We start from the raw sequence: 22,133 nt of genomic DNA, 5'->3' as shown, positions 1-22,133 counted from the left end.
TTCCCGATTCAGGTCCAACCGCTTCCGACAGGCCCGCTCCGTGACGCCCGACCCCGCCGACCTGCTGCGCGAACGCGCAGCGCACTACGCCACCCAGGCGGCGCTGTTCCTGCGCGACCAGGCGCTCTCCATCGCGTCGCACGACCTGCGCAGCCCGCTGAATGCCATGCATAGCTGGGCGTACGTGCTCGAGCGCCAGCTCGCCAACGCCGATCCGACCCTGCAGCGCGCGCTCGCGGGTATCCGCACCGGAATCGACCAGCAGGTCGCGCTGATCGCCGACGTGCTCGATGCGCCGCGCGCGGAAACCCGCACGCTCGCACTCGTGCCGCAGCCGTCCGCGCTGCGCGCGCTGCTCGACGACACGCTCGCACTCGTCCGTTTCGCGCTCGCCGACGCGCGACAGGTCACGCTCGACGCGACGCTGCCGGACGGCGAACCGTCGCTGACCGCCGACCGCGAACGCATCGCGCAGGCGCTCTGGACGATGCTGACGGTCGCGGTCGAAGCCAGCGCCGCCGGCGGCCGCGTGACATTCGCGTGCGCGCGCGACGGCGCGCGGCTCGTCGCGCGCGTGGCCTGCGGCGTGGATGTCGCGGCGCTCGCCGATCCGGCCCGCCCGCACGTGTTCGAGACCTTCGCGCGCCGCGAGCTGCTGCGCGAGCGCGACGCGAAGCGCGTCGCCTGGGCGCTTGCGCTCTGCCAGCGCGTCGCGCTCGCACACGGCGGCACGTTCTCGCACGACGCGTTCGCCGATGGCGCGGCGGTCACCCTCGCGCTCGACCTCCCGTGCGAGGCGCCCGTGTAAGCCTGCAGCGACATCCACCCAATATTACGTTTGCCTTTCTGGCTCTATACTGACGGGCCTGTCATAACCGGAGTGATTCTTTGTTACAGATCTTCGCGCTCATCGGCGCGTTGTTCCTGGTGGCCCTGAACGGGTTCTTCGTCGCGGCCGAATTCGGCCTGGTCAAACTGCGCGCCACGCGCGTCAAGACACTGGCCCGCAAGCACGGCCTGCGCGGCCGCATCCTCGGCATCGTGCACGGCCGGCTCGACGCGTATCTTTCCGCCTGCCAGCTCGGCATCACGCTCGCGTCGCTCGGCCTCGGCTGGGTCGGCGAACCGGCGTTCGCGCAACTGCTCACCCCGCTGCTCGACCTGATCGGCGTGCAGTCGGAGCGCGTCGTGCACCTGATCTCGCTGGTGTTCGCGTTCTCGCTGATCTCGTTCCTGCACATCGTCGTCGGCGAACTGGCGCCGAAGTCGATGGCGATCCGCCAGTCGGAGAAGGTCGGCCTGTGGGTCGCGCTGCCGCTCTATGCGTTCTACTGGGCGATGTACCCGGCGATCTGGGTGCTCAATACCAGCGCCAACGCGGTGCTGCGGCTCGCCGGGCTGTCGACCGACCATGGCGGCGACGCGCACTACTCGACCGACGAATTGAAGCTGATCCTGCGCAGCCGCCGCAGCACGGCCGGCAACACCGCGCAGCCGGCGCGCGGCACGTACAGCAACGACGAGTGGAACACGCTCGCGCATTCGCTCGATTTTTCGTCGATGACCGTGTCGGACCTGATGCGGCCGGCCCATGAAATGATCGGCCTGCGCCGCGACCTGCCGCTGCCCGACAACATGGAGATCGTCGCGCGGCACCGCTTCAGCCGCTATCCGCTGTTCGAGGATGCGTCGCGTGAACAGGTGAGCGGGCTGATCCACCTCAAGGACCTGCTGCTCGCGCGTCACGCGGGCGCGGCGCTCGAAGACCTGTCCGACTACGTGCGCCCCGTGCAGTACGTAAAGCCCGACACGCCGGCCCTCGACCTGTTCCGCCGTTTCCGCAAGGGCGCACCGCACTTCGCGCTGGTCGGCAACAAGGGCGAGAAGCCGATCGGTTTCCTGACGCTCGACAACCTGCTCGGCGCGCTGGTCGGCCAGATCCACGACGAGTTCCGCCAGGGCGACGCCGACTGGAGCCGCCTCGACGACGGCACGCTGATGGGCAAGGGCAGCCTGCCCGTCGTGTCGCTCGAACAGGCGCTCGGCATCGACATCGACGAAGGCCGCGCGGAATCGGTCGGCGGCCTCGTGATCCAGGCGCTCAGCGACCTGCCGACCGAAGGGCAGCGTGTGTCGTTCGACCGCTTCGACGTCGTCGTGAAGAAGATGAACGGGCCGCGCATCGTGCTCGTGCGCGTCTACCCGAAGATCGCGAAAGAGGCCGACGAATGACGGCGCCCGCCCGCCGCTCCGGCCGCCGGCGCGTCGCGCGATGAGCACGCCGCTGCCGCGCTGCTATGTGATCACGCCGGAGCCGGCGTCCGCGTCGGCCGCCGATTGCGCGGCGTTCCTCGACCGGCTGTCGGCCGTGCTCGCGCACGGCGAGACGCTCGTGCAACTGCGCGTGAAATCGCTCGACGCTGCGGCGTTCGCGCGGCTCGCGGCCGACGCGCTGGCGCGCTGCGAACCGAGCGGCGCCCGGCTGGTGCTCAACGGCAGGATCGATGCGCAGACGCTGGCGCAACTCGGCGGCGCCGGCTGGCATCTCGACGGCCCCGCGTTGCGCGCCGCCGCGCAGCGGCCGTTGCCGCCCGCGCGGCTCGTGTCCGCCGCATGCCATACGCTCGACGACCTGAAGCACGCCGAGCGCATCGGCGTGGATTTCGTCACGCTGTCGCCCGTGTTGCCGACGCTCAGCCATCCCGGTGCGCCGACGCTCGGCTGGGCCCGCTTCGCGGAATGGGCCGCGCAGGTCGCGGTGCCCGTCTACGCGCTGGGCGGGATGACCCGCGACCAGCTCGCCGACGCGCGCCGCCACGGCGCACACGGCATCGCGGGCATTCGCGGGTTCTGGTAGCGGGTTCGCGCGCGGCAGAACCCGGACACTCAGGCAAGCATCCCGCGCCACGCACCGTCGTCGATGCGACGCGCGTCGTGCGTGAGCGCATACCGGTTGACGTCGCCCGTCAGCCACGCGACGAGCGAATACGGCGGCAACTCCCCTTCATCGACCCGGTCGCGCGCACGCGCCGGCGTCTCGAACACCACCATCCCCGCCGGCGCATCGAACGGCACCGCCTCGGGCGACAGGTTCAACGCGATCGTCAGCGTCTCGTCGTCGGCGAGCCGCCACGATGCAAGCAGCGCGTCGGCATCGCCGGTGCTGCCCGTGCGCAGCGGGTGCGCATCCTGCGGCCGGCAATCGGACAACCTCGGCGCGATCAGCTTCGCGCGCACCGCCAGCGCCGACTGCACGAAATGCGCGCGATCGGCGTCGCGCGCGGTTTCGTCGAAGATCAACGGAATCTGCGGCGTGAGCAGCGACAGCGCAAGCGCGGCGAGGCCCACTTCGCGATCCTGCCCGCTGTCGCGCCACGCGCCATCGGACAGCACCAGCGACGTCAGCGGCAGTGCCGTATCCGCCGGTCCGCCGTCGCTCGGCGCCGCCGGCTGGAATGCGGCCCCGGCCGCGGTCAGCGCGCGGGCGAGCGTGTGGATCGACTGGTGCGCGGAAATGCCTTCGTGACCCGACGTGTCGCGCCCCGTCAGCCGGTGCAGCGCGCGTTCGCCGCAGCCGTTCCACTGCGCATCGAAATGGGTATCGCCGAGATGCGCCGGATGCCGCTCGCTGCCGAGTACGAGATGGATGAGCCGGTCGGCCGGCACGGCCGCGCGCACGCGGTCCGCGATTTCGCGCAGCCACGACACGCCGATCCGGTCGGCTTCGCGCAGGCGCAGCCCGTCGCAACGGTATTCGTCGATCCAGTACAGCGCGTTGTCGCAGAAGAAATCGCAGACTTCCGGATGATCGAGCGCGAGCGGCGGCGCCTGCAGCGGATCGTCGCGCGTATGGAAGAACGGCGCCGCGTAGTGGCGCAGCGCATCGGTGCCGCTGCCGAAGCGCGCGTAGTCGAGCTCCAGCAGCACCGCGAGGCCGTAGCCGTGCGCATCGTCGATCAGCGCCTTCAGCGCGTCGGGGCCGCCTTCGGCCGCGAGCGGCGCGAACGGCAGGCTGTCGTGCGGCGACGCGAGCAGCTCCAGCGCGGTCACGCCGAGGCGCGCGAGTTGCGGCAGGCGCCGGCGCACGCCGCCGAAGCCGCCCACCGCGTGCGGCTGGATCGCGTACAGCGAGATGTCCTCCCATGCGCGCCCGCGCCAGAACGTGTTGCGCCACGTGAACGCGCGCGGATCGACGACCTCGCTCGGGCCGTTGAGCCCTTCGGGTTGCGAGCGCGATGCGGGATCGGGAATCGATACCGTATCGTCGAGGCGGTAACGATAAAGCGCACCCGCGCCGCAATCGGCAAAGACTTCGAACCAGTTCGTGCCGGCGGGCGTCATCGGCACCAGCGTCATGCCGCTGCCGGTATCGAGTTCGAGCTGGACCTGCGTGCTGCCCGGGGCCCACACGCGAAAATGCGTGCGCGGCGTCGCGCAGAGCGCGCCACAGGGCTGTGCGCCGAACGGCAAGCAGTGAATGTAGTGCTGCGCATACGGGTCGTGCGGACAATCGGACATCATGCGCTCCTCGTGCATGCCGGGCTGCACGGATGCGCCGTCGCGGCGGCGCAGTGGGACTGGCATGCGGGTTGCCAAGCGGGAGGGAGAAAGTGAGTATGCGCTGCTTTTTCCGGTGGCGACGCGCGCCGCCGGACATTATTAAATGCGAATCGACCCCGGCGGGGCGCCGGGCGCGGCGCGCTACGCGGCTCAGCTCAGCAGGCCGGCTGCCACGTTGATCGACAGCCCGAGCACGGCCATGTTGAAGTAGAACGACAGGATCGACTGCGCGAGCACCGCGCGCCGCGCCGAGCGGTTCGCCAGCGACACGTCGGCCGTCTGCGACGCGACCGCGAGCGTGAACGCGAAATACAGGAAATCCCAGTAATCGGGTTCGAGCTTCGTGTCCGGGAAGCGGAGCGCACGCTCGCTGGCCGGCGACGCGTAGTAGAGCCGCGCGTAGTGCAGCGTGAAGATCGTCGGAATCAGGAACCACGCGCCGAACAGCGTCGCACCCGTGATCGCGTAATGGCTGAGCCCCGCGCGGAAGCCGACGCTCTTGGCGGTCGCGAGTTCGATCGCGATCGCGGCGACGCTCGCGACGGTCGCGATGCAGATGACCGTGAGTACGGTCGTCGCGTTTTCGTCGTCGCGGATCGCGATTTCGCGCACCTTGTGGTGGTGCGCGGTGACCATGCGCACCCACATCAGCGCGAGATACAGCCAGATCGCGCAATCCCAGCCGATCAGCGCACGCACGGTCGGGCGCAGCGGAAGCGGCAGCAGCAGCGCACACAGCACGCCGGCGGCGAACGCCGCGACCATGCGCGGCCGGTTGCGTAATACCTGCGGATAAAGGGTCATAGTGCGTTTCCGAAAGCGAATGAAAGGCGCCGGTCAGTCTCGGGGATTCCGGCGGGTACCGCCCCGATTATCGTCATTCCGTCGTGACGTGGCGATGGGCGCGAGCGCCTAAGATAATGGGATGACTGCCGCCCCTGCCCTCTGCCACCATCCCGCGAATACAGCCGGCCGCGACTTCGTCGTCGGCGACCTGCACGGCTGCGTGGATGTGCTGCGCGCGCTGTTGCACGACATCCGCTTCGACCCGGCTCGCGACCGCCTGTTTTCGGTCGGCGACCTCGTCGACCGCGGCCCCGCCTCCGAAACCACGCTCGACCTGCTCGACCGCCCGTGGTGCCACGTCGTGCGCGGCAATCACGAGGAAGTGCTGAGCCTCGTGGCGCGCGGCAAGCTGTCGCCGGACGCGTGGCGCGGGATCGGCGGCGACTGGGGCGCCGACCTGCCGGCGGAACGGCTGCACGCCCACGCGGCGCGCGTCGACGCGCTGCCGCTGGTGCGCGTCATCGGCGACGGCCCCGGGCGCTTCAACGTGCTGCATGCGGAATTCTTCGGCTCGGACGCCGATCTCGACACGGGCAGCTATTCGCACGACGTGCGCGAACGGCTGATCTGGGGCCGCGATCTCGTCCAGGGGCTCGCCGACCCCGGCCTGCAGCACGGATTGTCGCTCACGTGCAGCGGCCATACGCCGGTGCGCGCGCCGCAGCGGATCGGCGCGCAGTGGTTCATCGACACGGGTGCGTTCGCACCGGCCGGGCGGCTCACGCTCGCCGAGCCGCGCACCGGGCGCACCTGGTCGATGACGCAGGCGCAAGCGCGCGAAAGGCGCGCGGAGCAGTGGCCGTTGCCGTGACGCGCGGCAGCGCCCGCCCTGCCGGCCGGCGCTACCCGACCTGGTTCAGTTCGAACACCGCATCGACGGCCGAGCCGTTCCAGTTGTATTCGAGGTATGCCGCGTGATGGCAATCGCGCAGCAGCGCGGTGCGGAACGCCGCCAGGCACTCGCCGCGCGGGTCGCGCACCGACGGATAGACGATCCCCGCACCGCCGGCATTGCGCACCGCGCGACCGAGCGCCTGCCCGGCGCTGTAATCGAGCGGGTGCAGCAACGCCGGATCGCGTGCCGGCCACATGCGCACGTCGGCCACGTCGCCTTGCGCGATCACCGTATAGAGCCGCATCTGCTGGCGCATCGGCGGCTCCTTCGTCGCCGCCAGGAACAGCGCGCTGTGATAACGCGTTTCGGCGATCGCCGTATCGCGCGAGCGCGCGCAGTAGAACACGCCGTAGCTGCCGTCGGAAAAACGGCTGCCCTGCGGATTCAGGTGCGTGAACGCGGCCATGATCGGCCCCCAGCCCTGCCCGTAGCGACGTTCGGCGGGCGGGACGAGGTCGAGCGTGCCGACTTCGTTGCGAATGCGGTCGTTGGTCAGCGATTCGAGTGCGTAAAGCGCGTCGAAATCGTCCGCCGACGCCACGCGGTCGAACAGGTTGATCGCCGGGAAACGGGTGGGGATCACACGATAGGCAGGCGCCCAGTCGAGGGCCGTCGTCGGCCAGTTCATCAACGCGTCGGGAGTGTTCACGCCCAGCCACCTCGCATCGCGTCGAGATATTGCCGGACGGCGACCAGATCGCCGACGTTGCCGGCGAGCATCCGGTCGAGTGCGCGCTTGCCGCCGAACGGCGCCGCGTCGTTGGGCCGCTTGACCCACGCATCGGCCGCGGCCGGCTGCGGCAGCAGGATCTGCAACGCCTTGTAGATGCCGAGCAGCAGCGATAGCCGCTCGAGCGTATCGCGCGGCAGCCGCGCCGATTCCGGCGTGGCCTTCCACTTGAAGAACGTCGAACGGCCGGGCGACCCGAGCAGCACGATCTGTTCGTCGATCGTCAGTTCCCAGTCGCGCGCGATGTTGAAAAACGCACGCAGGCCGGCCGCCGACATCTGTGCGACCGAGGCCTGCGGCGGGACGGGATGCGGAACGTGAGCGGGCCGGGACATGATCGTTAGTCTCGAAACGAATTTACTAACAAGATTAGTCCATTTTCGTATTTTTGCAAGGGTCGGCACCCGGCATTCGACGCTTGCGTGCGCCGAATCGATATTTTTTGTCCATTCTGGACTCATATTTTATTTTCTGCGCTAATAGCGGCACGGGACAGCGCGGATGTCTCCCGTCCGCGCCGGAACCGGACAGACCACGCCAAGGAACGCACCATGAAGAGACTGATTGCCGCTGTTTCGATCGCCCTGCTCGCGGTATCCGCAGGCCCCGCCGCCGCGAAGGACTGGACCACCATCCGCTTCGGCACCGACGCCAGCTACGCGCCGTTCGAGTCGAAGGCGCCCGACGGCAAGCTCGTCGGCTTCGACATCGACCTCGGCAACGAGATCTGCGCACGCCTGAAGGCGAAGTGCGTGTGGCTCGAGAACGATTTCGACGGGATGATTCCGGCGCTGAAGGCGAAGAAGTTCGACGCGGTGCTGTCGTCGATGTCGATCACGCCGCAGCGTGCGCAGCAGATCGGCTTCACGACGAAGATCTACAACCAGCCGACGCGGCTCGTCGTGAAGAAGGGCTCGCCGCTGCTGCCGACGGCCGAATCGCTGAAAGGCAAATCGATCGGCGTCGAGCAGGGCACGACGCAGGAAACGTACGCAAAGGCGTACTGGGGCAAGCAAGGCGCGAACGTCGTGTCGTACCAGAACCAGGACGGCGTATACGCCGACCTGACCTCGGGCCGCCTCGACGCGGCGCTGCAGGATGAGGTGCAGGCCGCGATCGGGTTCCTGAAATCGTCGCGCGGCGCGAACTACGCGTTCGTCGGCCCGGAGCTCGTCGACGAGAAGGTGCTCGGCATCGGCGCCGGCATCGGGCTGCGCAAGGAAGACACCGACCTGAAGGCGAAGATCGACGGCGCAATCCTCGACATGGTCAAGGACGGCACCTACAAGCGGCTCGCGTCGAAGTACTTCGACTTCGACATCTACGGCGGCTGACGCGGCGCGCCCCAAAAAGACGCGGCCGGACAAGCCGGCCGCCTCCCCTCCCCGCCGCCGTGATCCGGCGGCGCCCGTCGTCCGGAATTCTCAGCCGCCGTTCATCGACGCAAAGGTCGGCAGCAGGATCCGGTAGATGTGGATGAACGCCGGCCCGAGCAGCACCACCATCAGCGCGGGGAAGATGCAGAAGATCAGCGGAAACAGCAGCTTCAGCGCGATCTTCGCGGCCCGCTCCTCCGCGCGCATCCGGCGCCGCGTGCGCAGCATGTCGGACAGCACGCGCAGCGATTCGCTGATGCTCGTGCCGAACCGGTCGGCCTGGATCAGCATCGCGCAGAACGCCTCGATGTCCTCCACGCCGGTACGCAGCGCGAGATTGCGCAGCGCCGTCTCCTTCGTGAAGCCGGAGCGCATCTCGAGCAGCAGCAGGTCGAGTTCGCTCGCGACCACCTCGCTGCTGAACCGCAGCTCCTCGCTCACCTTCATCAGCGCCGCGTCGAGCCCGAGCCCCGCTTCGACGCACACCGTCAGCAGGTCGAGCGCATCCGGGAAATCCTCGAAGATCGCGCGCTGGCGCGACGCGATCCTGCGCGCCAGCACGACGTTCGGCAGGTAATAGCCGATCGCGCCGAACAGCACGAGGATCATTGACAGCGTGTAGCGGCTCTCCGCGAGCCTGGTGGTGATCAGCGCCGGCAGCAGCATGGCCGGCAGCGCGATCGCGAGCAGCGTCTTCGCGCCGAAGTACACGCTCGCGGCGTTCGGCGTGCGCCAGCCGGCATTCATGAGCCGGATGCGCAGCGGCGAATTCTCCCAGCCCTGCTTCGGCACCGACAGCCTCGAGATCGGCTTCGACATTTCGGCGAACTTCGCGATCCATTCGGACGCGCCGCCGCCCGTCGAGCTGCCGTCGCCGAGCGTCACGGCGCTGCCGCCCGCCTGCTGCACGCGGCGCTGCATGTTGCGCGGCACGAACACGAGCAGCGCCACCAGCGCGCCCGCGAACACCGCCGCGAACAGCCCGCCGAGCATCAGGATTTGCATCAGGTTCAGGTTTTGCATGACAACTCCTCGATCAGAGCGTGAAGCATCCGGCCACGTTGCGCGCGCCGCGCGTCAGACACGGATCCGGATGATTCGGCGCATCCACAGCACGCCGAACGCCATCGACACCAGCGTGGAGACGACCAGCTTGATCCCGGCCGGATCTTCCCAGAGCACCGACAGGAATTCGCGGTTCAGCAGCATCATCGCGCCGGCGGCGGCGAACGGCAGCAGCCCGAGAATCCATGCCGACAGCCGCCCTTCCGCGGACAGCACGCGCACCTTGTCGAACAGCTTGAAGCGCTCGCGGATCAGCGCGGCGATGCTGTCGAGCAGCTCGGCCAGGTTGCCGCCCGTCTCGCGCTGGATCAGCACCGCGATCACGAAGTAACGCAGGTCCTGCACCGGCACGCGCGTGGCGAGGTTCATCAGCGCGTCGTGCAGCGACACGCCGTAGTTGACCTCGTCGAACGTGACCCGGAACTCGCCGCCCATCGGGTCGGGAAACTCGTCGCCGACCATCCCGAGCGTGCTCGTGAACGAGTGACCGGACCGCAGCGCGCGCGCGATCATGTCGCAGATGTCCGGCAACTGCCGCTCGAGCTTGCGCATCCGGCGCCCGCGGTTGCGCATCACGAACAGCAGCGGCAGCACGCCGGTCGGCAGCGCGGCCAGCACCGCCACTGGGAACGGCAGCGTCGTGAAGCTGAGCGCCGCCAGCGCGAGCGGCGGCAGCGCGAGGCTCATGCCGACCAGCTTCGCGACCGACCAGCTCATGCCGGACTGCTGCAGCAGCAGGTCGAGCGCGTGCACCCGCGGCATCGCCATCAGCAGGCGGTCGAACGGCTTCGATTCGTCGAGCATCCGCTTCTTCAGGATCGACAGCCGTTCCTGCTGGACGTTGCCGCCGGCCGACATCGAGCGGATGCGCGCCTCGATGCGCTTGGCCGCGACGCCGTGCCGGGCGTTCCACCACTGGTAGAGCCCCTCGAACGCCAGCACCACCGCGACGAACAGGAGAATCACAAACGCGTAGAAGATCGGATCCATGGTCGTTCCTCGTCTTCGGAACGCGGCCGGCGCACGCCGGCCGCGCCGTCAGTTCGCCTCGTAATGGCGCGCCGGGTCGTACAGCGAATCCGGCAGGTTGATGCCGAATGCCTGCAGCCGCTCGACGAACTTCGGCCGCACGCCGGTCGCGCAGAAGTGGCCGCGTACCGAGCCGTCGCGATCCACACCCGAGCGCTTGAACGTGAAGATCTCCTGCATGTTGATGATGTCGCCTTCCATCCCGGTCAGCTCCTGGATGCTGACGATCTTGCGCTTGCCGTCCGTCAGCCGCGCCGCCTGCACGACCACCGAGATCGCGGACGCGATCTGCTGGCGCATCGTCTTCGGCGGCAGCGTCAGCCCGGAGATGCTGATCATGTTCTCGAGCCGCGTCAGCGCGTCGCGCGGCGTGTTCGCGTGGATCGTCGCGAGCGAGCCTTCGTGGCCGGTGTTCATCGCGTTGAGCATGTCGAGCGCTTCGGCGCCGCGCACTTCGCCGAGGATGATCCGGTCGGGGCGCATCCGCAGCGCGTTGCGCACCAGCGTGCGCTGCGTGATCTCGCCCTTGCCCTCGATGTTCGGCGGGCGCGTTTCGAGCCGCAGCACGTGCGGCTGCTGCAGTTGCAGCTCGGCGGCGTCCTCGATCGTCACGATCCGCTCGTTGCGCGGAATGTAGCCGGACAGGATGTTGAGCAGCGTCGTCTTGCCGCTGCCGGTGCCGCCCGACACCAGCACGTTCACCTTCGCGCGCGACAGCGCGTCGAGCAGTTCGGCCATCGGCGGCGTCAGGCTGTGATAGCGCACGAGGTCGTCCATCTTCAGCGGGTTCACCGCAAAGCGCCGGATCGACATCAGCGGCCCGTCGATCGCGGACGGCGGGATGATCGCGTTCACGCGCGAGCCGTCCGGCAGGCGCGCATCGACCATCGGGCTCGATTCGTCGATGCGGCGCCCGACGCGCGACACGATCTTCTCGATCACCTTCATCAGGTGCGCATCGTCGTAGAACGTCACGTCGGTCAGTTCGAGCTGGCCGGCGCGCTCGACATAGACCTGCCGGTACGTGTTCACGAGGATGTCGGAAATGCCGGGGTCGCGCAGCAGCGCCTCGAGCGGGCCGAAGCCGAACATCTCGTCGTACACGTCGATCGCGAGCTGGCGCCGCTCGATGTCGTTCGCGGGCAGCCGCTCCTCGTCGAGGATGCGCGCGATCAGCATCGAGATCTCGTGGCGGACCTGCTCCTGCGGCAGGCGCGACAGGCGCTCGAGCTCGACGCGTTCGAGCACGGCCAGGTGGATTTCGCGGCGCAGCTTCTGGTATGCGTCGCGCACCATCGCGCCGCCGGGACCGCCGTGGTCGGCGCGTGCCGCGACCGGCGGCAGCCGTTGCATGGACAACTGTTCGCGCAGTGACATGGTCGACTCCTCGAATGAATTCACATGGACTTGAGCTTCGGCGTGGCCCTGCGGCCGAACAGCCGCGACATCAGCGGTTCAGTGCGTGGCGCGCCGTGCCCCGCGCGCACCTCCCCGTCGACCAGTTGCTTCGCACAGCCTTGCAACGCGCGGGCCACCGTGCAGTTGCGCGCGAGGCGCGAAATCGGGTGCCCCTGGTTGACCGATTCGAGCACGGTGGCGGGATCGTCGGGAATCACGTCCGTCGCGCGCATGCCGAGCACTTCCTCGAGCGCGGACCGCGTGCGCTCGCTCGCGCGCGCGTTGCGGTTCACGATCAGGCGCAGGCGGTCGAGCGGATAGCCGAGCGACACGAGGATTTCCAGCAGCCGGCGGCCCGCGCGCACGTGCGGCATCGCGGGCTGCAGCACCAGCTGGATCTGGTCGCTGCGATCCAGTGCGACCATCGACAGCGGATTGATGCAGACGCCGACGTCGAAGATCACGAAGTCGTAGCGCGGCGCGGCAACACCCAGGATCCATTCGAGCGCGTCCTCGCGCATCTCGGCGGCCTTGACCGGGTCGCCTGCGCCCGCGAGCACGTGGAAGGTGTCGCTGACCCGCGCGACGCTCGCGTCGAGGAATGCGCTGTCGAGCCGCTCGATCTGCGTGCACAGCTGCGGCAGCGTCGACGGCGGGGTTTCGTCGCTGACGAGAAAGGCCGCGTCGGCGAACTGCTGGTTCAGGTCGATCAGCAGCACGCGCCGCTTGAAGCCTTCGGCGATCTCGAACGCGATGTTGCTGGCCGCGAAGCTCGTGCCGGCCCCGCCCTTGCACGACATGAACGACACGATCCGCGTATCGTCGGTGTCGCGCCGCGTGCTTTGCGCGGCCGCGCGCTGCAGCGCATCGGTGAGCGAATGGACTTCGAGCGGCCACTGCAGCACGTCGCGCGCGCCCGCGCGCATCGCGTCGAGCAGCATGTGCTGCGACGTGTCCGCCGTCACGAGAATGCAGGTCAGGCCCATGTGCAGCCGGCACATCCGTTCGATCGCGGCCAGCTCGGCCGCGTCGAGCGACGTGCCGTCGACCAGCAGGATGTCGAACGCGTCGAGCCCGTCGGTGCGATGTTCGATCTGCGACGGGCGGCCGGTCGCGCGCGTGGCGCGATAACGTCCGCAGTCGGCCACGAGGCGCGCGATCTGCGTGAGCCGCGCGGTATCGTCGGAAGCTACGAGGATGTTGATCATGTTGTTCCCCTCGCCAGTTCGGTTAATTGCAGACCGTTCCGCCCGTCGAAGACGCAAGGCTTTCGCGCGGCAGCGTCGTCGCGAACGCCGGCATCCTGACCGAGACGTTCACGAACGGAATCAGAGTGGTGACGGTGATGTTCGTCACGCTCACCGTGACGAACTCGCAGGTGCTCCGCGCGGTGGCCGCATCGGAATCGCAGCCCGCCGGCGCGTAGCTGAGCGCCACGTTCGCGGACTTCAGGAGCGGCATCAGCGACGTGATGCGCTTCTTGATGACCGTCGCGTCCGCATCGCAGACCGTCGCGGTGCGCGCGCCGAGACGCACGGCTTCGCTCGCGGTGTTCCAGTAGAACAGCACGCGGCCGAATTCGAAGATGCCGATCAGCACGGTGCAGAAGATCGCCGCGATCATCGCGAATTCGACGGCAGTCGCGCCGCGTTGCATGCGGCGGCGCAGCGGGACATGAGCGCGCGATTTCATGACACTTGCCTCATCACGGTGACGATGTTGCCGAAGGTGAAGGCCTGCAACCCGTAGAACGCGGGAATCGGCTGGTACTTGTAGCCCGCGATCTTCACTTCGACGACGTTGATGCTGCCCGACGGCGTGCCGGTCGATGCGCCGTTGTTCGAGTCGTAGGTCGGCAGGTTCGCGAACTGCGACGGATCGGACGTGTCGCTGCACCCCGTCGTGTGCGCGGAGTCGCAGACGATCACCATCGAAGTCGTCAGGCCGGGCGCGAGCTCGGTGCCCGACGAGCCGCACGTCGTGCTGCCGTAGACGACGAGACACTGCGCCGACGCGATCGGATAGGCGGGGTCGCTCGGCTGGAATGTCGACAGGTAGCGTGCGGCATTGCGCGTCGACTTGGTCAGCGACTCGTACTGGTAGATCGCGCGGCCGAACTCGGCCACGCCGGTGACGAGCAGCACGAGCGGGATCAGCACGAACGCGAACTCGACAGCAGCAACACCGCGCATGCGGGAACGGCGAAGCGGGGACCGTTTCATGATCGTCTCCGTTACTGGATGAGCATCGGCACTTTCGGGCCGGCCGACGTGGAATCGCCCGGCACGCCTTCCGACGCACATGGGTTGTTCGCCGCCGAGCTCGACGAGCCGAGGTATTCGAGGTGCGCGGTGATGCTGCCGGAACCGCCGGAACTGTTCGACTGCACGGGATCCAGCATCAGCACGCAGTCCCACTGCAGCACGGCTGTCTTGTGAGCACCGCCCGTGCCCAACGACGAGCAATCGACTTCGGGGGCGATCACGATGCGGCGGTCGGCGCCATAGCTCTGGTAGCCGCTCTTGGTCAGGGCCGTTCCGGCGGTGCTGATGCCGGTGGTCGAATCGCCCTGATAGACCTGGTTCTGCGACCGGTCATTCAAGAAATGCGCATAGGCGTCGGGTGCGGCGTCGGGGTTCGACGTCTGCGAGAAGCCCGTCGCCGCGTTGTACGTATAGCCGGTGAAGTCCGGCGTATTGCCGCTCGACCCGGCCGTCGGGGCCTTGAAGCCGTGCCCGTAGATGCCGAAACGCGTATTCCACGCGTCCGCGCTCGCGGACATGTTCCCGGGCGAGCCGATCTGCGCGGTGCCCGACGGCAGGTCGCAGTAGTTGCCCGTGAGTTCGTTGGTGATCGACGAATTGCTGTTCGATCCGTCGAGCGCCGCCCAGCCGAAATTCCCGCCCGACCACGACGTCGCGCCGCCCAGCGCGGTGATCCAGTTGCCGGGCGCGTAGCCGCCCGCCTTCTTGCAGATGAACACGGGAATCGCGCAGTTGGTCTGCGCGGGGCCCACCGTCGCGACGGCCATCGCCGACACCGACGCGTTCGCGATGTTCACTCCCGGCATGGTGTTCAGCACTTGCATGAACCAGTGCGCGATGTTGCTCAGCGTCGCGGTGCACTGCACGTACTTGATGCTCGACGGCGACCCGACCGAACCCTTCGGCAGGAACGAATTGGTCAGCGAATCGCTGAAGGTCACGTTGGAATCGGTGTTGAGCTGCACCGGCGCGCCCTGGAAAAACGCGTAATTCAGATGACCGGCCGTAATGCCGTCCGCTTCCGCGATCGACAGGTTGATCGCGCTCGTCAGGTCACGCGCAGCCGACAGCGCGCATGCATCGGCGCTGTTCTGCAGTTCGCTGCGCGTGACGTACAGCTTGCCGAGATCCAGCGCCAGGCCGACGAACCCGATCATCACCGCCAGTGCAAGACCGACGATGATCGCGACGGCACCGCGCTGGCGGCGCTTGCCGCGACCGGCGATTCGAGCATGTTGAGCGACGCGGGACATGGCACTCTCCCTGGTTGACTGTCGTTACTGGGTGGCCTTGCCGATGCCGATCACGAACGTGTTCGATTTCGGCTCGATCGTCTGGAACGACTTGTCGTAGTTGTCGAGCGCCGACGCCGCGGCGCTGCCCGACACGGCCGGCTTCGGCGCGTGCTCCGCGGCATGCGGATCGATGATCTGGGCCTGCGTCACGGCGCGGACCGATTCGCCGAAGCGGGTGTCCCACACCGGGGTCGACGACATGCAGCCGGCAAGCGCGAAGGCAAGCGGTGCGGCGAGCGCCGCACGGCGCACGAATACGAGGTAGGCGGATTTCATGAGTGTCCCCTTGGATGGCATCAACGATCGGTGGACGACGGCGCGGCGTTCGCGCCGGCAACCTGTTGCGGGTGGCGATTGGCCGGGCTCGGCGGGTTCGCCTGGGTCGCCGCGGCGATGCGGGCCGCGGCCGCCTCGATGCGGGCGACGCGGGCCGCCGTCGCGTCGGCGGTGGACGGTGCCGCGGCGGCGGCCGGTGCCGGTTCGGCCTTCACCGGGGCCGGCGTTGCCGCGACCGGCTTGGCCGGCTCGACCTTCACCGGCGCCTGCGCTGCCGCGACCGGCTTGGCCGGCTCGACCTTCACCGGCGACGGTGCTGCCGCGAACTGCTTGGCCAGCACAGCCTTCACCGGCGACGACGACGCGATCGGCTTGGCCGGCACGTCCTGCGTCGTCACCGGCAGCGCCGTCACGGCCGGCTGCGCGGCCGGATCGGCGTGCGGCGCGCGCGGCGCCGGCAGCGCGGCGGAGGCGGCGGGCTCGTCCGACTGCGGCGCGGGCGCCGGAGCCGGCACCGGCGCAGGAGCCTGCGACTGCGGTTGCGCCGGCGCGGCCTCGCTCGCCGGCGCCCTGCCGTGCTTGCGCAGCCCGCCGCGGCCTTCCATGTCGCCCGTCGCGTACACGTCGACTTCGTTCGTCCGGGTGAAGCTGTCGGTCGGCAGCGGTACGTCGGCGGTCTGCAGCGGCTTCACCAGGTGCGGCGTGATCAGGAAGATCAGCTCCGTGCGATCCTGCTGGAACGACGTGCTGCGGAACAGCGCGCCGAGCACCGGCACTTCGCCCACGCCCGGGAGTGCCTTCAGCGCGCCCGTCACGTTGTCCTTGATCAGCCCGCCGATCGCGAACGATTCGCCGTCGCTCATCTGCACCGTCGTCGATGCGCGCCGCGTCGTGATCAGCGGCAGGATCGACGTGCCGCCGATGTTGGTCGCGCTCAGCGTGACACCCGTCTGCGACAGCTCCGACACTTCCGGCGCCACCTTCAGGCTGATCCGGCCGTTCGCGAGCACGGTCGGCGTAAACTTCAGCGCGACGCCGAATTCCTCTTCCTGCAGCGTGATCGACGACGTGCCGTTGCCGCTATTGCTCTGCGGGATCGGGATGAAGATCTTGCCGCCGGCGAGGAACGTCGCCTCCTGGCCGCTGATCGTCACCAGGTTCGGCTCCGCGAGGATCTTGACCAGGTTGTCGGTGTTCTGCGCGTCGGCCGCGAGGTTGAACGGCTTGTTGTTCGCCTTGTTCGCGACGATGCCGCTCGCCACCCCCGCGAGCAGGTTGCTGACCAGCGCGCCGCTCCACGAACCGAATCCGCCCTGGATGTTGAGCGCGCTGCCCATCTGGTTGATCAGCGTCTTCGACACCTCGGCCACCTTCACCTCGAGCATCACCTGCTGCGGCGACGTGACGGCCAGCATGTTCAGCACGCCGCCGCCGCTCTTGCTGTCGCCGTTGGCGCCGCCGCCGCCCGCGTTCGCATACGCCTTCGCGATCGCGGCCGCCTGCTGCGCGGCCTGCGAGCTCGACACGGTGCCCGACAGCACGATCGTGCCGGCCGCGGTCGTCACGCGGATGTCGCGCTCGTTCGGCATCAGTTGCAGCAGCGACGCCTGCAGGCCGCCGGCGTCCGCGCCGACCGCGACGTCGATCACGCGGCATGCGCCGCTCTTGCCCTGCACGATCATGTTGGTCGTGCCGACCGCGAGCCCGAGGATGTACAGCGTCTGCGGCGACACCATCGTGGCCTGCGCGACCGCCGGATTGCCGATCGTCCGATTGCGGACCGGCTCCGGCATCGGCACCAGCAGCGACTTGCCGAGCGGCACGCTGACGCTGGTGGATTCGCGCACGGCGCCGACGCAATTCGGCCCGCGCAGCGGCCCGTTCGCGGCGGCGGCTGCCGCTGCCCCTGCTGCAGGCGCCGGCGCCATGCTGATCGTCATCTGCATCGGCCCCTTGCCGACCGCGGCCGGCGCGCTCGCCGGGCCGCCCTTGAGCAGCGCCCCCGCCTCGGCGCCGACCTGCGCGACCGCGCTGTAGACGTTGAACCAGCCGGCGCAGAGAATTGCCGCCACCATCGCGCCGTGCAGGGCGCGATGGCGCGCCGGTCCGGCTCCAGAACTTTGCGGTTTGATCTTCATTTCGTCTGATCCCCCGAATTCCCGGCGAAGCGCCGGGCTTGACTGTCAAAGGCCGCCGCTTGCGGCGAGCGGCCTGGTTGCTGTCCGTGTTGTTGACGCCATGCCTGTTGTTGACGTGCTCAGAAGCATTCGACGCTGCCGGCCACGCCCGTCAGCACGCCGACGCAGTCGCGCCGCGCTTCCGGCGCCGCGTGCGATGCGACGTGCACGCGCACCGGCTTCGCACGGGCGGGCGCCGGCGGAGCCGACGGCGCCACGGGCCTGCCGAGCAGCGTCAGCTTGGTCGCCCCGTCGGTGTTCAGCGTCTTCTGGTCGACCTGGTTGCGCAGCACGAGCGACAGCGTGCCGACGCTGCGCGCGAGGTCGAGCCGTTCGGCCTGGTCGGGCGTGACTTCCAGCGTCACCGCGTTGACGACCTTCGGCGCCGTGTCGTCGCGGCTCACCTGCTGCGCGACGGCGAGCACGAGGATGTGCTCGAGCACGATCTTCGAGATGCTCTGCCCGTCGGTCTTGCCCTGCTGTTCCTGCGTGTTGACGATCACGTCGACGTAGTTGCCCGGCAGCGCGAAGCCCGCGACGCCGACCACGTCGTTCACGCGCACCGTGATCGCGCGGCTGCCGTCGGCGATCACCGCGGACAGCCCGCCCTTGGTGCCGACCGGCGCGAGCTTCGTCTCGATCACCGGCTCGCCGCGTGCGAGGCTGGTGCGCACGACGCGCCCTTCGAGCGCCTTCGTATCGGTGAACGCGCCGGTGGGCACGCTGCCCGACGGCCAGCTGACCATGTGGATCTGGTTCGGCCCGAGCGGTTCGCCCAGGTTCAGGTCGGTGGCCGCGACGGCAACTTGCGTGACGGCGCTGGTGGACGTTTGAACGAGCCACCGCGATGCGAACGCGACAGCGGCAAGGCCGGCCACCATGGCGATGATCAGCATCGTGATTGCGCGAGTGTTTTTCATGGCAATGCTCCTCGACGAATCGTGAAAGAAACGGCTCAACCGGAAATCAGCGTGCGGCCCATCCGCTCGCCCGCCGGCGGATGCGGGCTGTCGCGCTCGGGCGCGGAGCCGAAGTAGCCGGCCCAAGCCTCATGCAGCCCCTCCGGCGTGACTTCCATCGGGTCGCCGCGATAGCGCGCCGGCGGCCACGAGACGCAGCAGGTCCGCCGGGAAACAGGCGAGAAACGCCTTGCCGGTCGGCAGGTGCAGCTTGTGCGCGAGGTAGTCGAACGCGTCGTTGGCCGGCACGAGGCCGAGCGAGCGGCACATCGCGTCGAACACCGTGTGGTAGTCGTCGATCGCCATCGCGCCGACGTGCAGCTTCGAGCCGAGCCGGCGCAGGAACGCGTCGTCGCAGAACTGCTCCGGCGCGAGGTTGCTCGAGAACACCGGCCAGACATCGAACGGCATCACGAAGCGGTTGCCGGATTCGAGCGTCAGGTAATCGACGCCGCGATCGAGCGGACGCAGCCAGCGGTTGAGCAGGTCGCGCGGCTCGACGCGCTGGCGGCCGAGATCGTCGACGACGTACATGCCCATGTTCGCCTTCATGTGCGGCGGCGCCTGGTAGAAGCCGGCGGCTTCGTCGCGGCGCAGGTCGAGCTCGTCGAGCGTCAGTTCGCCGCCCGACATCACGACCGGCCGTTCGCACAGGCGCCAGCGGCGGTCAACCGACTGCCCGTCCGGCTGCTGCGCCGCGTCGACGTGCACGAGCGGGTCGTGGATCTGGATCACTTCGCCGGCCGCGCAGACCGCGTACGGCACCGGCACGCAGCCGCGCATCAGCGAACCGAGCCGCTCGGCGAGGAAGGTCTTGCCGCTGCCGGCGGGGCCGTAGATCAGCAGCGGCCGGCCCGCGTTCAGCGCGGCGGCCGCGGCTTCGATGATCGCCATGTCGTACACGATGCCCTCGAACGCGGCCATCACGTCGGCGCGCGCGATGCGCTGCCTGCGGACCGAATGGAGGTCGACCATCTCGATATACGCGTCGAGCGTCACGGGCGCGGGCCCGCTGTAGCCGCTGCGCGCCCGTTCCTCGAGCGCCAGCACGCGGCCCGCGTCGGTCAGGCGGAACGTCACGTCGAGATCGGTCGCGCCTCGATGGGTAAGCTCGACGAGATGCTCGCGCACCAGGAACGCGAAGACGTCGTCGAGCACCGCGAGCGGCAGGCAGTGCCGTTCGACCAGGTCGCCGTACGACGGGCGGCCGAGCATCAGCGTCGACTTCAGCACGAGACCGGCGACGAACGTGTCCTTGAGCCCGGTATCCGCGAGCGTGCGCGGCGCGCGCGGCAGGCGCGGCTGGAATTTCGTGTGAGACCCGCGCGACGGCGCCGGATCGGGCAGATGAGCGATCTGCGCGTCGCGTCTCGGCTCGTTATGGTCTGCGTTCATGATCGCTCCGTTGTCAGCATCGATTGCGCAGGCGGCCCGCTTACACGGCGGCCGCGAACAACATCCCCAGCGTGCCCGCGGCGATTGCGACGCCGTATGGCAACGCCCCCACCGACGCGACCTGCGCCGGCATGTCGGCCGCGAGGCCCTGCTGCCTGAGCGCGCTGCGCGCGAGCAGGTAGCGGATGTTCGCGAACAGCTGCCGCGCGCGGCCTCGCCACAGCACCACCGCCAGCGCGCCGACGCCGCCCGCGACGAAGGTCGCGAGCACGATCCAGACCGTGAGCGCGGGGCCGACCCACGCGCCGACCGTCACCATCAGCTTCACGTCGCCGGCCGCCATCCCGTGCATCAGGTACAGCGGCAGCAGCAGCGCGAGCCCGGTCGCGGCGCCGGCGAGCCATGCGAGCACACCGGCCCACGGCCCGAGCAGCACGCACTGTGCGGCCAGTGCGCCGCCGAGCCCGACCGCGAGCAGGCGGTTCGGAATGCGACGGCACGTCAGGTCCGTGCTCGCCGCGACGATCACGAGCGTCGTGACGCACAGCGGCACCGGATGGGGCGGCATGGCAGGCAGCATGACTGGCCTCTTCGATCGTGAGCGGGATGATTCAGGTCGCGGCCGTGATGCGGGCCGCGACGTCCTGGTAAAGACCGTCGAGCGACGTGCCGAGCGTCGCCACGGCAGCGACGATGGCCATCGCGATCAGCGACGCCAGCAACGCGTATTCGATCGCCGTGACCCCGCCCCTGTCGTCAATCCATCTCGCTACCGCCTTGATTCCCGTTCGCATGGCGATCTCCGTTTCTTCAGTATTCGTGCTGCTGCACATGCGCGACGTGTCTGCCGATACACGTCCGGGCTGGCCTGCCCGGACGCCAGACCGTGCACCATGTCATGTGCGCTACAGTTCGTTCCCTATGGTCGTGAACACTCCGTTCAGGTCCTGGCCGACGAGCTGCACGGCGCCGATGATCACCACCGCGATCAACGCGGCGATCAGGCCGTACTCGATCGCCGTGACGCCGCTGTCGTCCCGAAGGAAACCCGAGCGGCGCACACCGGCCAGCAGCTGACGCAAACTGCTGGAGTGCTGCACAAGGACTGTCTGCTTCATGACATGCTCCTCATCGCATACGAAAAACATCACTCATCGAATCGAGGGAATGACGGGCGAATCAACCGTGAACTCGCCCGTCGGCGGGTTCACAGTTCGTTGCCGATCGTCGTAAAGACGCCATTGAGATCCTGGCCGACGATCTTCACCGCGCCGATGATGACGACGGCGATCAACGCGGCAATCAGGCCGTACTCGATGGCGGTCACGCCGTCTTCGTCACGGACGAACTGCTTCAGTTGCTGAACGAGCTTGGACATGTCTTCTCTCCCTTCGGATCGCTAAACAAAACCCCTTGCCACCATTGACGCGGGGGACCTACTTCTACTGCTGGCACTGCAAAAAATCAGAACGTGAAAATCGGCCGCATCGGCACGGGCGCGCGGGCGCACATGCCCTTGCGGGCCGTTTCGACGAACGAGGAACTGCTGCTCGGGTGCGCATGCGTGGCGATCTGCCGGATGCGCTTGCCGCCCGAAGCGGCCTGGAGCCCGGTCGACACACGCCGGCCGGAAGAATGAAGCGCAGTCGCCCGGCGTGGCGCCGTTGCGCTGCGTTGGCGGCTCGCGAGCCGCGGCATGGCTTGGTCAATCATTTTGTTACCCCCGACTTCGGTCCTGCTCCTTGTTCTGGCGACCGGACGATGCCGGCGCCCCGCTGGCCAGACGGCGACTTGCCCAGTGAGACCGGATGCGGCGCTGTTCTGCGTGGCTCCGGACTCCAACCCCGTGGGCGCGCCGGCGTCGATCC

Annotated in this window: 24 protein-coding genes and 1 pseudogene; 5 read left to right on the top strand and 20 right to left on the bottom strand. The window is 68.5% G+C overall.

Annotated features, from left to right (window positions below; translation table 11 throughout):
* Window positions 1-40: 40 nt before the first annotated feature.
* The 3 genes from WT26_RS24210 (at window position 41) to WT26_RS24200 (ending at window position 2,857) form a co-directional block, all read left to right on the top strand.
* Window positions 41-808, top strand: coding sequence for a sensor histidine kinase (locus WT26_RS24210; RefSeq protein WP_069274143.1), 768 nt, complete (start codon window positions 41-43; stop codon window positions 806-808).
* Between the two features lie 80 nt (window positions 809-888).
* A complete protein-coding gene (locus WT26_RS24205; RefSeq protein ID WP_059521478.1) occupies window positions 889-2,232 on the top strand; it encodes a hemolysin family protein in 1,344 nt (447 codons plus the stop codon).
* 40 nt (window positions 2,233-2,272) lie between these two features.
* The gene (locus WT26_RS24200) at window positions 2,273-2,857 is read left to right on the top strand and encodes a thiamine phosphate synthase (protein ID WP_069274142.1); all 585 of its coding nucleotides are present in this window, start codon (window positions 2,273-2,275) and stop codon (window positions 2,855-2,857) included.
* 29 nt (window positions 2,858-2,886) lie between these two features.
* On the opposite strand, the gene WT26_RS24195 is transcribed toward WT26_RS24200, so the two are convergent.
* Window positions 2,887-4,518 (bottom strand): DUF3459 domain-containing protein, encoded by a 1,632-nt coding sequence (locus tag WT26_RS24195; protein WP_069275129.1) that lies wholly within the window; start codon window positions 4,516-4,518, stop codon window positions 2,887-2,889.
* A gap of 192 nt (window positions 4,519-4,710) precedes the next feature.
* Window positions 4,711-5,364: a DUF1345 domain-containing protein gene (locus tag WT26_RS24190; RefSeq protein WP_069274141.1), complete on the bottom strand. Its 654-nt coding sequence runs from the start codon at window positions 5,362-5,364 to the stop codon at window positions 4,711-4,713.
* A gap of 121 nt (window positions 5,365-5,485) precedes the next feature.
* Here WT26_RS24190 and WT26_RS24185 point away from each other — a divergent pair, with 121 nt between their 5' ends.
* Window positions 5,486-6,217, top strand: coding sequence for a metallophosphoesterase (locus tag WT26_RS24185; RefSeq protein WP_069274140.1), 732 nt, complete (start codon window positions 5,486-5,488; stop codon window positions 6,215-6,217).
* A gap of 31 nt (window positions 6,218-6,248) precedes the next feature.
* Here the strand turns inward: WT26_RS24185 and WT26_RS24180 are convergent, their stop codons facing one another.
* Complete coding sequence (locus WT26_RS24180; protein ID WP_069275128.1) at window positions 6,249-6,929, bottom strand: RES family NAD+ phosphorylase; 681 nt, start codon at window positions 6,927-6,929, stop codon at window positions 6,249-6,251.
* Window positions 6,930-6,946: 17 nt separating this feature from the next.
* Window positions 6,947-7,366: an MbcA/ParS/Xre antitoxin family protein gene (locus WT26_RS24175; protein ID WP_069274139.1), complete on the bottom strand. Its 420-nt coding sequence runs from the start codon at window positions 7,364-7,366 to the stop codon at window positions 6,947-6,949.
* 216 nt (window positions 7,367-7,582) lie between these two features.
* Between WT26_RS24175 and WT26_RS24170 the strand changes: the two genes are divergently transcribed.
* Window positions 7,583-8,365 (top strand): ABC transporter substrate-binding protein, encoded by a 783-nt coding sequence (locus WT26_RS24170; RefSeq protein ID WP_059665634.1) that lies wholly within the window; start codon window positions 7,583-7,585, stop codon window positions 8,363-8,365.
* A gap of 90 nt (window positions 8,366-8,455) precedes the next feature.
* On the opposite strand, the gene WT26_RS24165 is transcribed toward WT26_RS24170, so the two are convergent.
* The 16 genes and pseudogenes from WT26_RS24165 to WT26_RS37560 form a co-directional block, all read right to left on the bottom strand.
* A complete protein-coding gene (locus WT26_RS24165; RefSeq protein ID WP_069274138.1) occupies window positions 8,456-9,430 on the bottom strand; it encodes a type II secretion system F family protein in 975 nt (324 codons plus the stop codon).
* Between the two features lie 54 nt (window positions 9,431-9,484).
* Window positions 9,485-10,462 carry a type II secretion system F family protein gene (locus tag WT26_RS24160; RefSeq protein WP_069274137.1) on the bottom strand — a complete coding sequence of 326 codons (978 nt, stop codon included), beginning with the start codon at window positions 10,460-10,462 and terminating at the stop codon, window positions 9,485-9,487.
* Window positions 10,463-10,510: 48 nt separating this feature from the next.
* Entirely contained in the window at window positions 10,511-11,878 is a 1,368-nt protein-coding gene (locus WT26_RS24155; protein WP_069274136.1) for a CpaF family protein, read from the bottom strand.
* 20 nt (window positions 11,879-11,898) lie between these two features.
* A complete protein-coding gene (locus tag WT26_RS24150) occupies window positions 11,899-13,107 on the bottom strand; it encodes an AAA family ATPase (RefSeq protein WP_069274135.1) in 1,209 nt (402 codons plus the stop codon).
* Window positions 13,108-13,129: 22 nt separating this feature from the next.
* Window positions 13,130-13,591 (bottom strand): TadE/TadG family type IV pilus assembly protein, encoded by a 462-nt coding sequence (locus WT26_RS24145; RefSeq protein WP_069274134.1) that lies wholly within the window; start codon window positions 13,589-13,591, stop codon window positions 13,130-13,132.
* The gene (locus tag WT26_RS24140) at window positions 13,588-14,121 is read right to left on the bottom strand and encodes a TadE/TadG family type IV pilus assembly protein (protein WP_069274133.1); all 534 of its coding nucleotides are present in this window, start codon (window positions 14,119-14,121) and stop codon (window positions 13,588-13,590) included. The genes WT26_RS24145 and WT26_RS24140 overlap by 4 nt, the downstream gene beginning before the upstream one ends.
* A gap of 11 nt (window positions 14,122-14,132) precedes the next feature.
* Entirely contained in the window at window positions 14,133-15,416 is a 1,284-nt protein-coding gene (locus tag WT26_RS24135; protein WP_069274132.1) for a pilus assembly protein TadG-related protein, read from the bottom strand.
* A gap of 24 nt (window positions 15,417-15,440) precedes the next feature.
* On the bottom strand, window positions 15,441-15,734 hold the full coding sequence (locus WT26_RS24130) for a hypothetical protein (RefSeq protein ID WP_069274131.1): 294 nt from the start codon (window positions 15,732-15,734) through the stop codon (window positions 15,441-15,443).
* A gap of 20 nt (window positions 15,735-15,754) precedes the next feature.
* Window positions 15,755-17,872 (bottom strand): pilus assembly protein N-terminal domain-containing protein, encoded by a 2,118-nt coding sequence (locus tag WT26_RS24125; RefSeq protein WP_069274130.1) that lies wholly within the window; start codon window positions 17,870-17,872, stop codon window positions 15,755-15,757.
* 119 nt (window positions 17,873-17,991) lie between these two features.
* Window positions 17,992-18,831, bottom strand: coding sequence for a Flp pilus assembly protein CpaB (gene cpaB, locus WT26_RS24120; RefSeq protein WP_069274129.1), 840 nt, complete (start codon window positions 18,829-18,831; stop codon window positions 17,992-17,994).
* A gap of 35 nt (window positions 18,832-18,866) precedes the next feature.
* A pseudogene (locus WT26_RS24115) lies at window positions 18,867-20,265 on the bottom strand (ATP-binding protein).
* A 40-nt stretch (window positions 20,266-20,305) separates the two neighbouring features.
* Window positions 20,306-20,845 carry an A24 family peptidase gene (locus WT26_RS24110; protein ID WP_059955685.1) on the bottom strand — a complete coding sequence of 180 codons (540 nt, stop codon included), beginning with the start codon at window positions 20,843-20,845 and terminating at the stop codon, window positions 20,306-20,308.
* A 31-nt stretch (window positions 20,846-20,876) separates the two neighbouring features.
* The gene (locus WT26_RS24105) at window positions 20,877-21,059 is read right to left on the bottom strand and encodes a Flp family type IVb pilin (protein ID WP_042588746.1); all 183 of its coding nucleotides are present in this window, start codon (window positions 21,057-21,059) and stop codon (window positions 20,877-20,879) included.
* Between the two features lie 111 nt (window positions 21,060-21,170).
* Entirely contained in the window at window positions 21,171-21,383 is a 213-nt protein-coding gene (locus tag WT26_RS24100) for a Flp family type IVb pilin (protein WP_042588745.1), read from the bottom strand.
* Between the two features lie 89 nt (window positions 21,384-21,472).
* Window positions 21,473-21,643, bottom strand: coding sequence for a Flp family type IVb pilin (locus WT26_RS24095; RefSeq protein ID WP_042587335.1), 171 nt, complete (start codon window positions 21,641-21,643; stop codon window positions 21,473-21,475).
* Between the two features lie 86 nt (window positions 21,644-21,729).
* A complete protein-coding gene (locus WT26_RS37560) occupies window positions 21,730-21,885 on the bottom strand; it encodes a hypothetical protein (protein WP_155122644.1) in 156 nt (51 codons plus the stop codon).
* Window positions 21,886-22,133 lie beyond the last annotated feature (248 nt).

Source organism: Burkholderia cepacia (assembly GCF_001718835.1).
Taxonomy (GTDB): domain Bacteria; phylum Pseudomonadota; class Gammaproteobacteria; order Burkholderiales; family Burkholderiaceae; genus Burkholderia; species Burkholderia cepacia_F.
This window is presented reverse-complemented; position numbering and strand designations above follow the sequence as displayed.

Excerpts from the sequence above, each read along its gene's own strand:
- WT26_RS24200 (WP_069274142.1), top strand. The coding sequence starts at position 2,273 with ATGAGCACGCCGCTGCCGCGCTGCTATGTGATCACGCCGGAGCCGGCG.
- WT26_RS24195 (WP_069275129.1), bottom strand. The coding sequence starts at position 4,518 with ATGTCCGATTGTCCGCACGACCCGTATGCGCAGCACTACATTCACTGC.
- WT26_RS24190 (WP_069274141.1), bottom strand. The coding sequence starts at position 5,364 with ATGACCCTTTATCCGCAGGTATTACGCAACCGGCCGCGCATGGTCGCG.
- WT26_RS24185 (WP_069274140.1), top strand. The coding sequence starts at position 5,486 with ATGACTGCCGCCCCTGCCCTCTGCCACCATCCCGCGAATACAGCCGGC.
- WT26_RS24180 (WP_069275128.1), bottom strand. The coding sequence starts at position 6,929 with ATGAACTGGCCGACGACGGCCCTCGACTGGGCGCCTGCCTATCGTGTG.
- WT26_RS24175 (WP_069274139.1), bottom strand. The coding sequence starts at position 7,366 with ATGTCCCGGCCCGCTCACGTTCCGCATCCCGTCCCGCCGCAGGCCTCG.
- WT26_RS24170 (WP_059665634.1), top strand. The coding sequence starts at position 7,583 with ATGAAGAGACTGATTGCCGCTGTTTCGATCGCCCTGCTCGCGGTATCC.
- WT26_RS24165 (WP_069274138.1), bottom strand. The coding sequence starts at position 9,430 with ATGCAAAACCTGAACCTGATGCAAATCCTGATGCTCGGCGGGCTGTTC.
- WT26_RS24160 (WP_069274137.1), bottom strand. The coding sequence starts at position 10,462 with ATGGATCCGATCTTCTACGCGTTTGTGATTCTCCTGTTCGTCGCGGTG.
- WT26_RS24155 (WP_069274136.1), bottom strand. The coding sequence starts at position 11,878 with ATGTCACTGCGCGAACAGTTGTCCATGCAACGGCTGCCGCCGGTCGCG.
- WT26_RS24150 (WP_069274135.1), bottom strand. The coding sequence starts at position 13,107 with ATGATCAACATCCTCGTAGCTTCCGACGATACCGCGCGGCTCACGCAG.
- WT26_RS24145 (WP_069274134.1), bottom strand. The coding sequence starts at position 13,591 with ATGAAATCGCGCGCTCATGTCCCGCTGCGCCGCCGCATGCAACGCGGC.
- WT26_RS24140 (WP_069274133.1), bottom strand. The coding sequence starts at position 14,121 with ATGAAACGGTCCCCGCTTCGCCGTTCCCGCATGCGCGGTGTTGCTGCT.
- WT26_RS24135 (WP_069274132.1), bottom strand. The coding sequence starts at position 15,416 with ATGTCCCGCGTCGCTCAACATGCTCGAATCGCCGGTCGCGGCAAGCGC.
- WT26_RS24130 (WP_069274131.1), bottom strand. The coding sequence starts at position 15,734 with ATGAAATCCGCCTACCTCGTATTCGTGCGCCGTGCGGCGCTCGCCGCA.
- WT26_RS24125 (WP_069274130.1), bottom strand. The coding sequence starts at position 17,872 with ATGAAGATCAAACCGCAAAGTTCTGGAGCCGGACCGGCGCGCCATCGC.
- cpaB (WP_069274129.1), bottom strand. The coding sequence starts at position 18,831 with ATGAAAAACACTCGCGCAATCACGATGCTGATCATCGCCATGGTGGCC.
- WT26_RS24110 (WP_059955685.1), bottom strand. The coding sequence starts at position 20,845 with ATGCTGCCTGCCATGCCGCCCCATCCGGTGCCGCTGTGCGTCACGACG.
- WT26_RS24105 (WP_042588746.1), bottom strand. The coding sequence starts at position 21,059 with ATGCGAACGGGAATCAAGGCGGTAGCGAGATGGATTGACGACAGGGGC.
- WT26_RS24100 (WP_042588745.1), bottom strand. The coding sequence starts at position 21,383 with ATGAAGCAGACAGTCCTTGTGCAGCACTCCAGCAGTTTGCGTCAGCTG.
- WT26_RS24095 (WP_042587335.1), bottom strand. The coding sequence starts at position 21,643 with ATGTCCAAGCTCGTTCAGCAACTGAAGCAGTTCGTCCGTGACGAAGAC.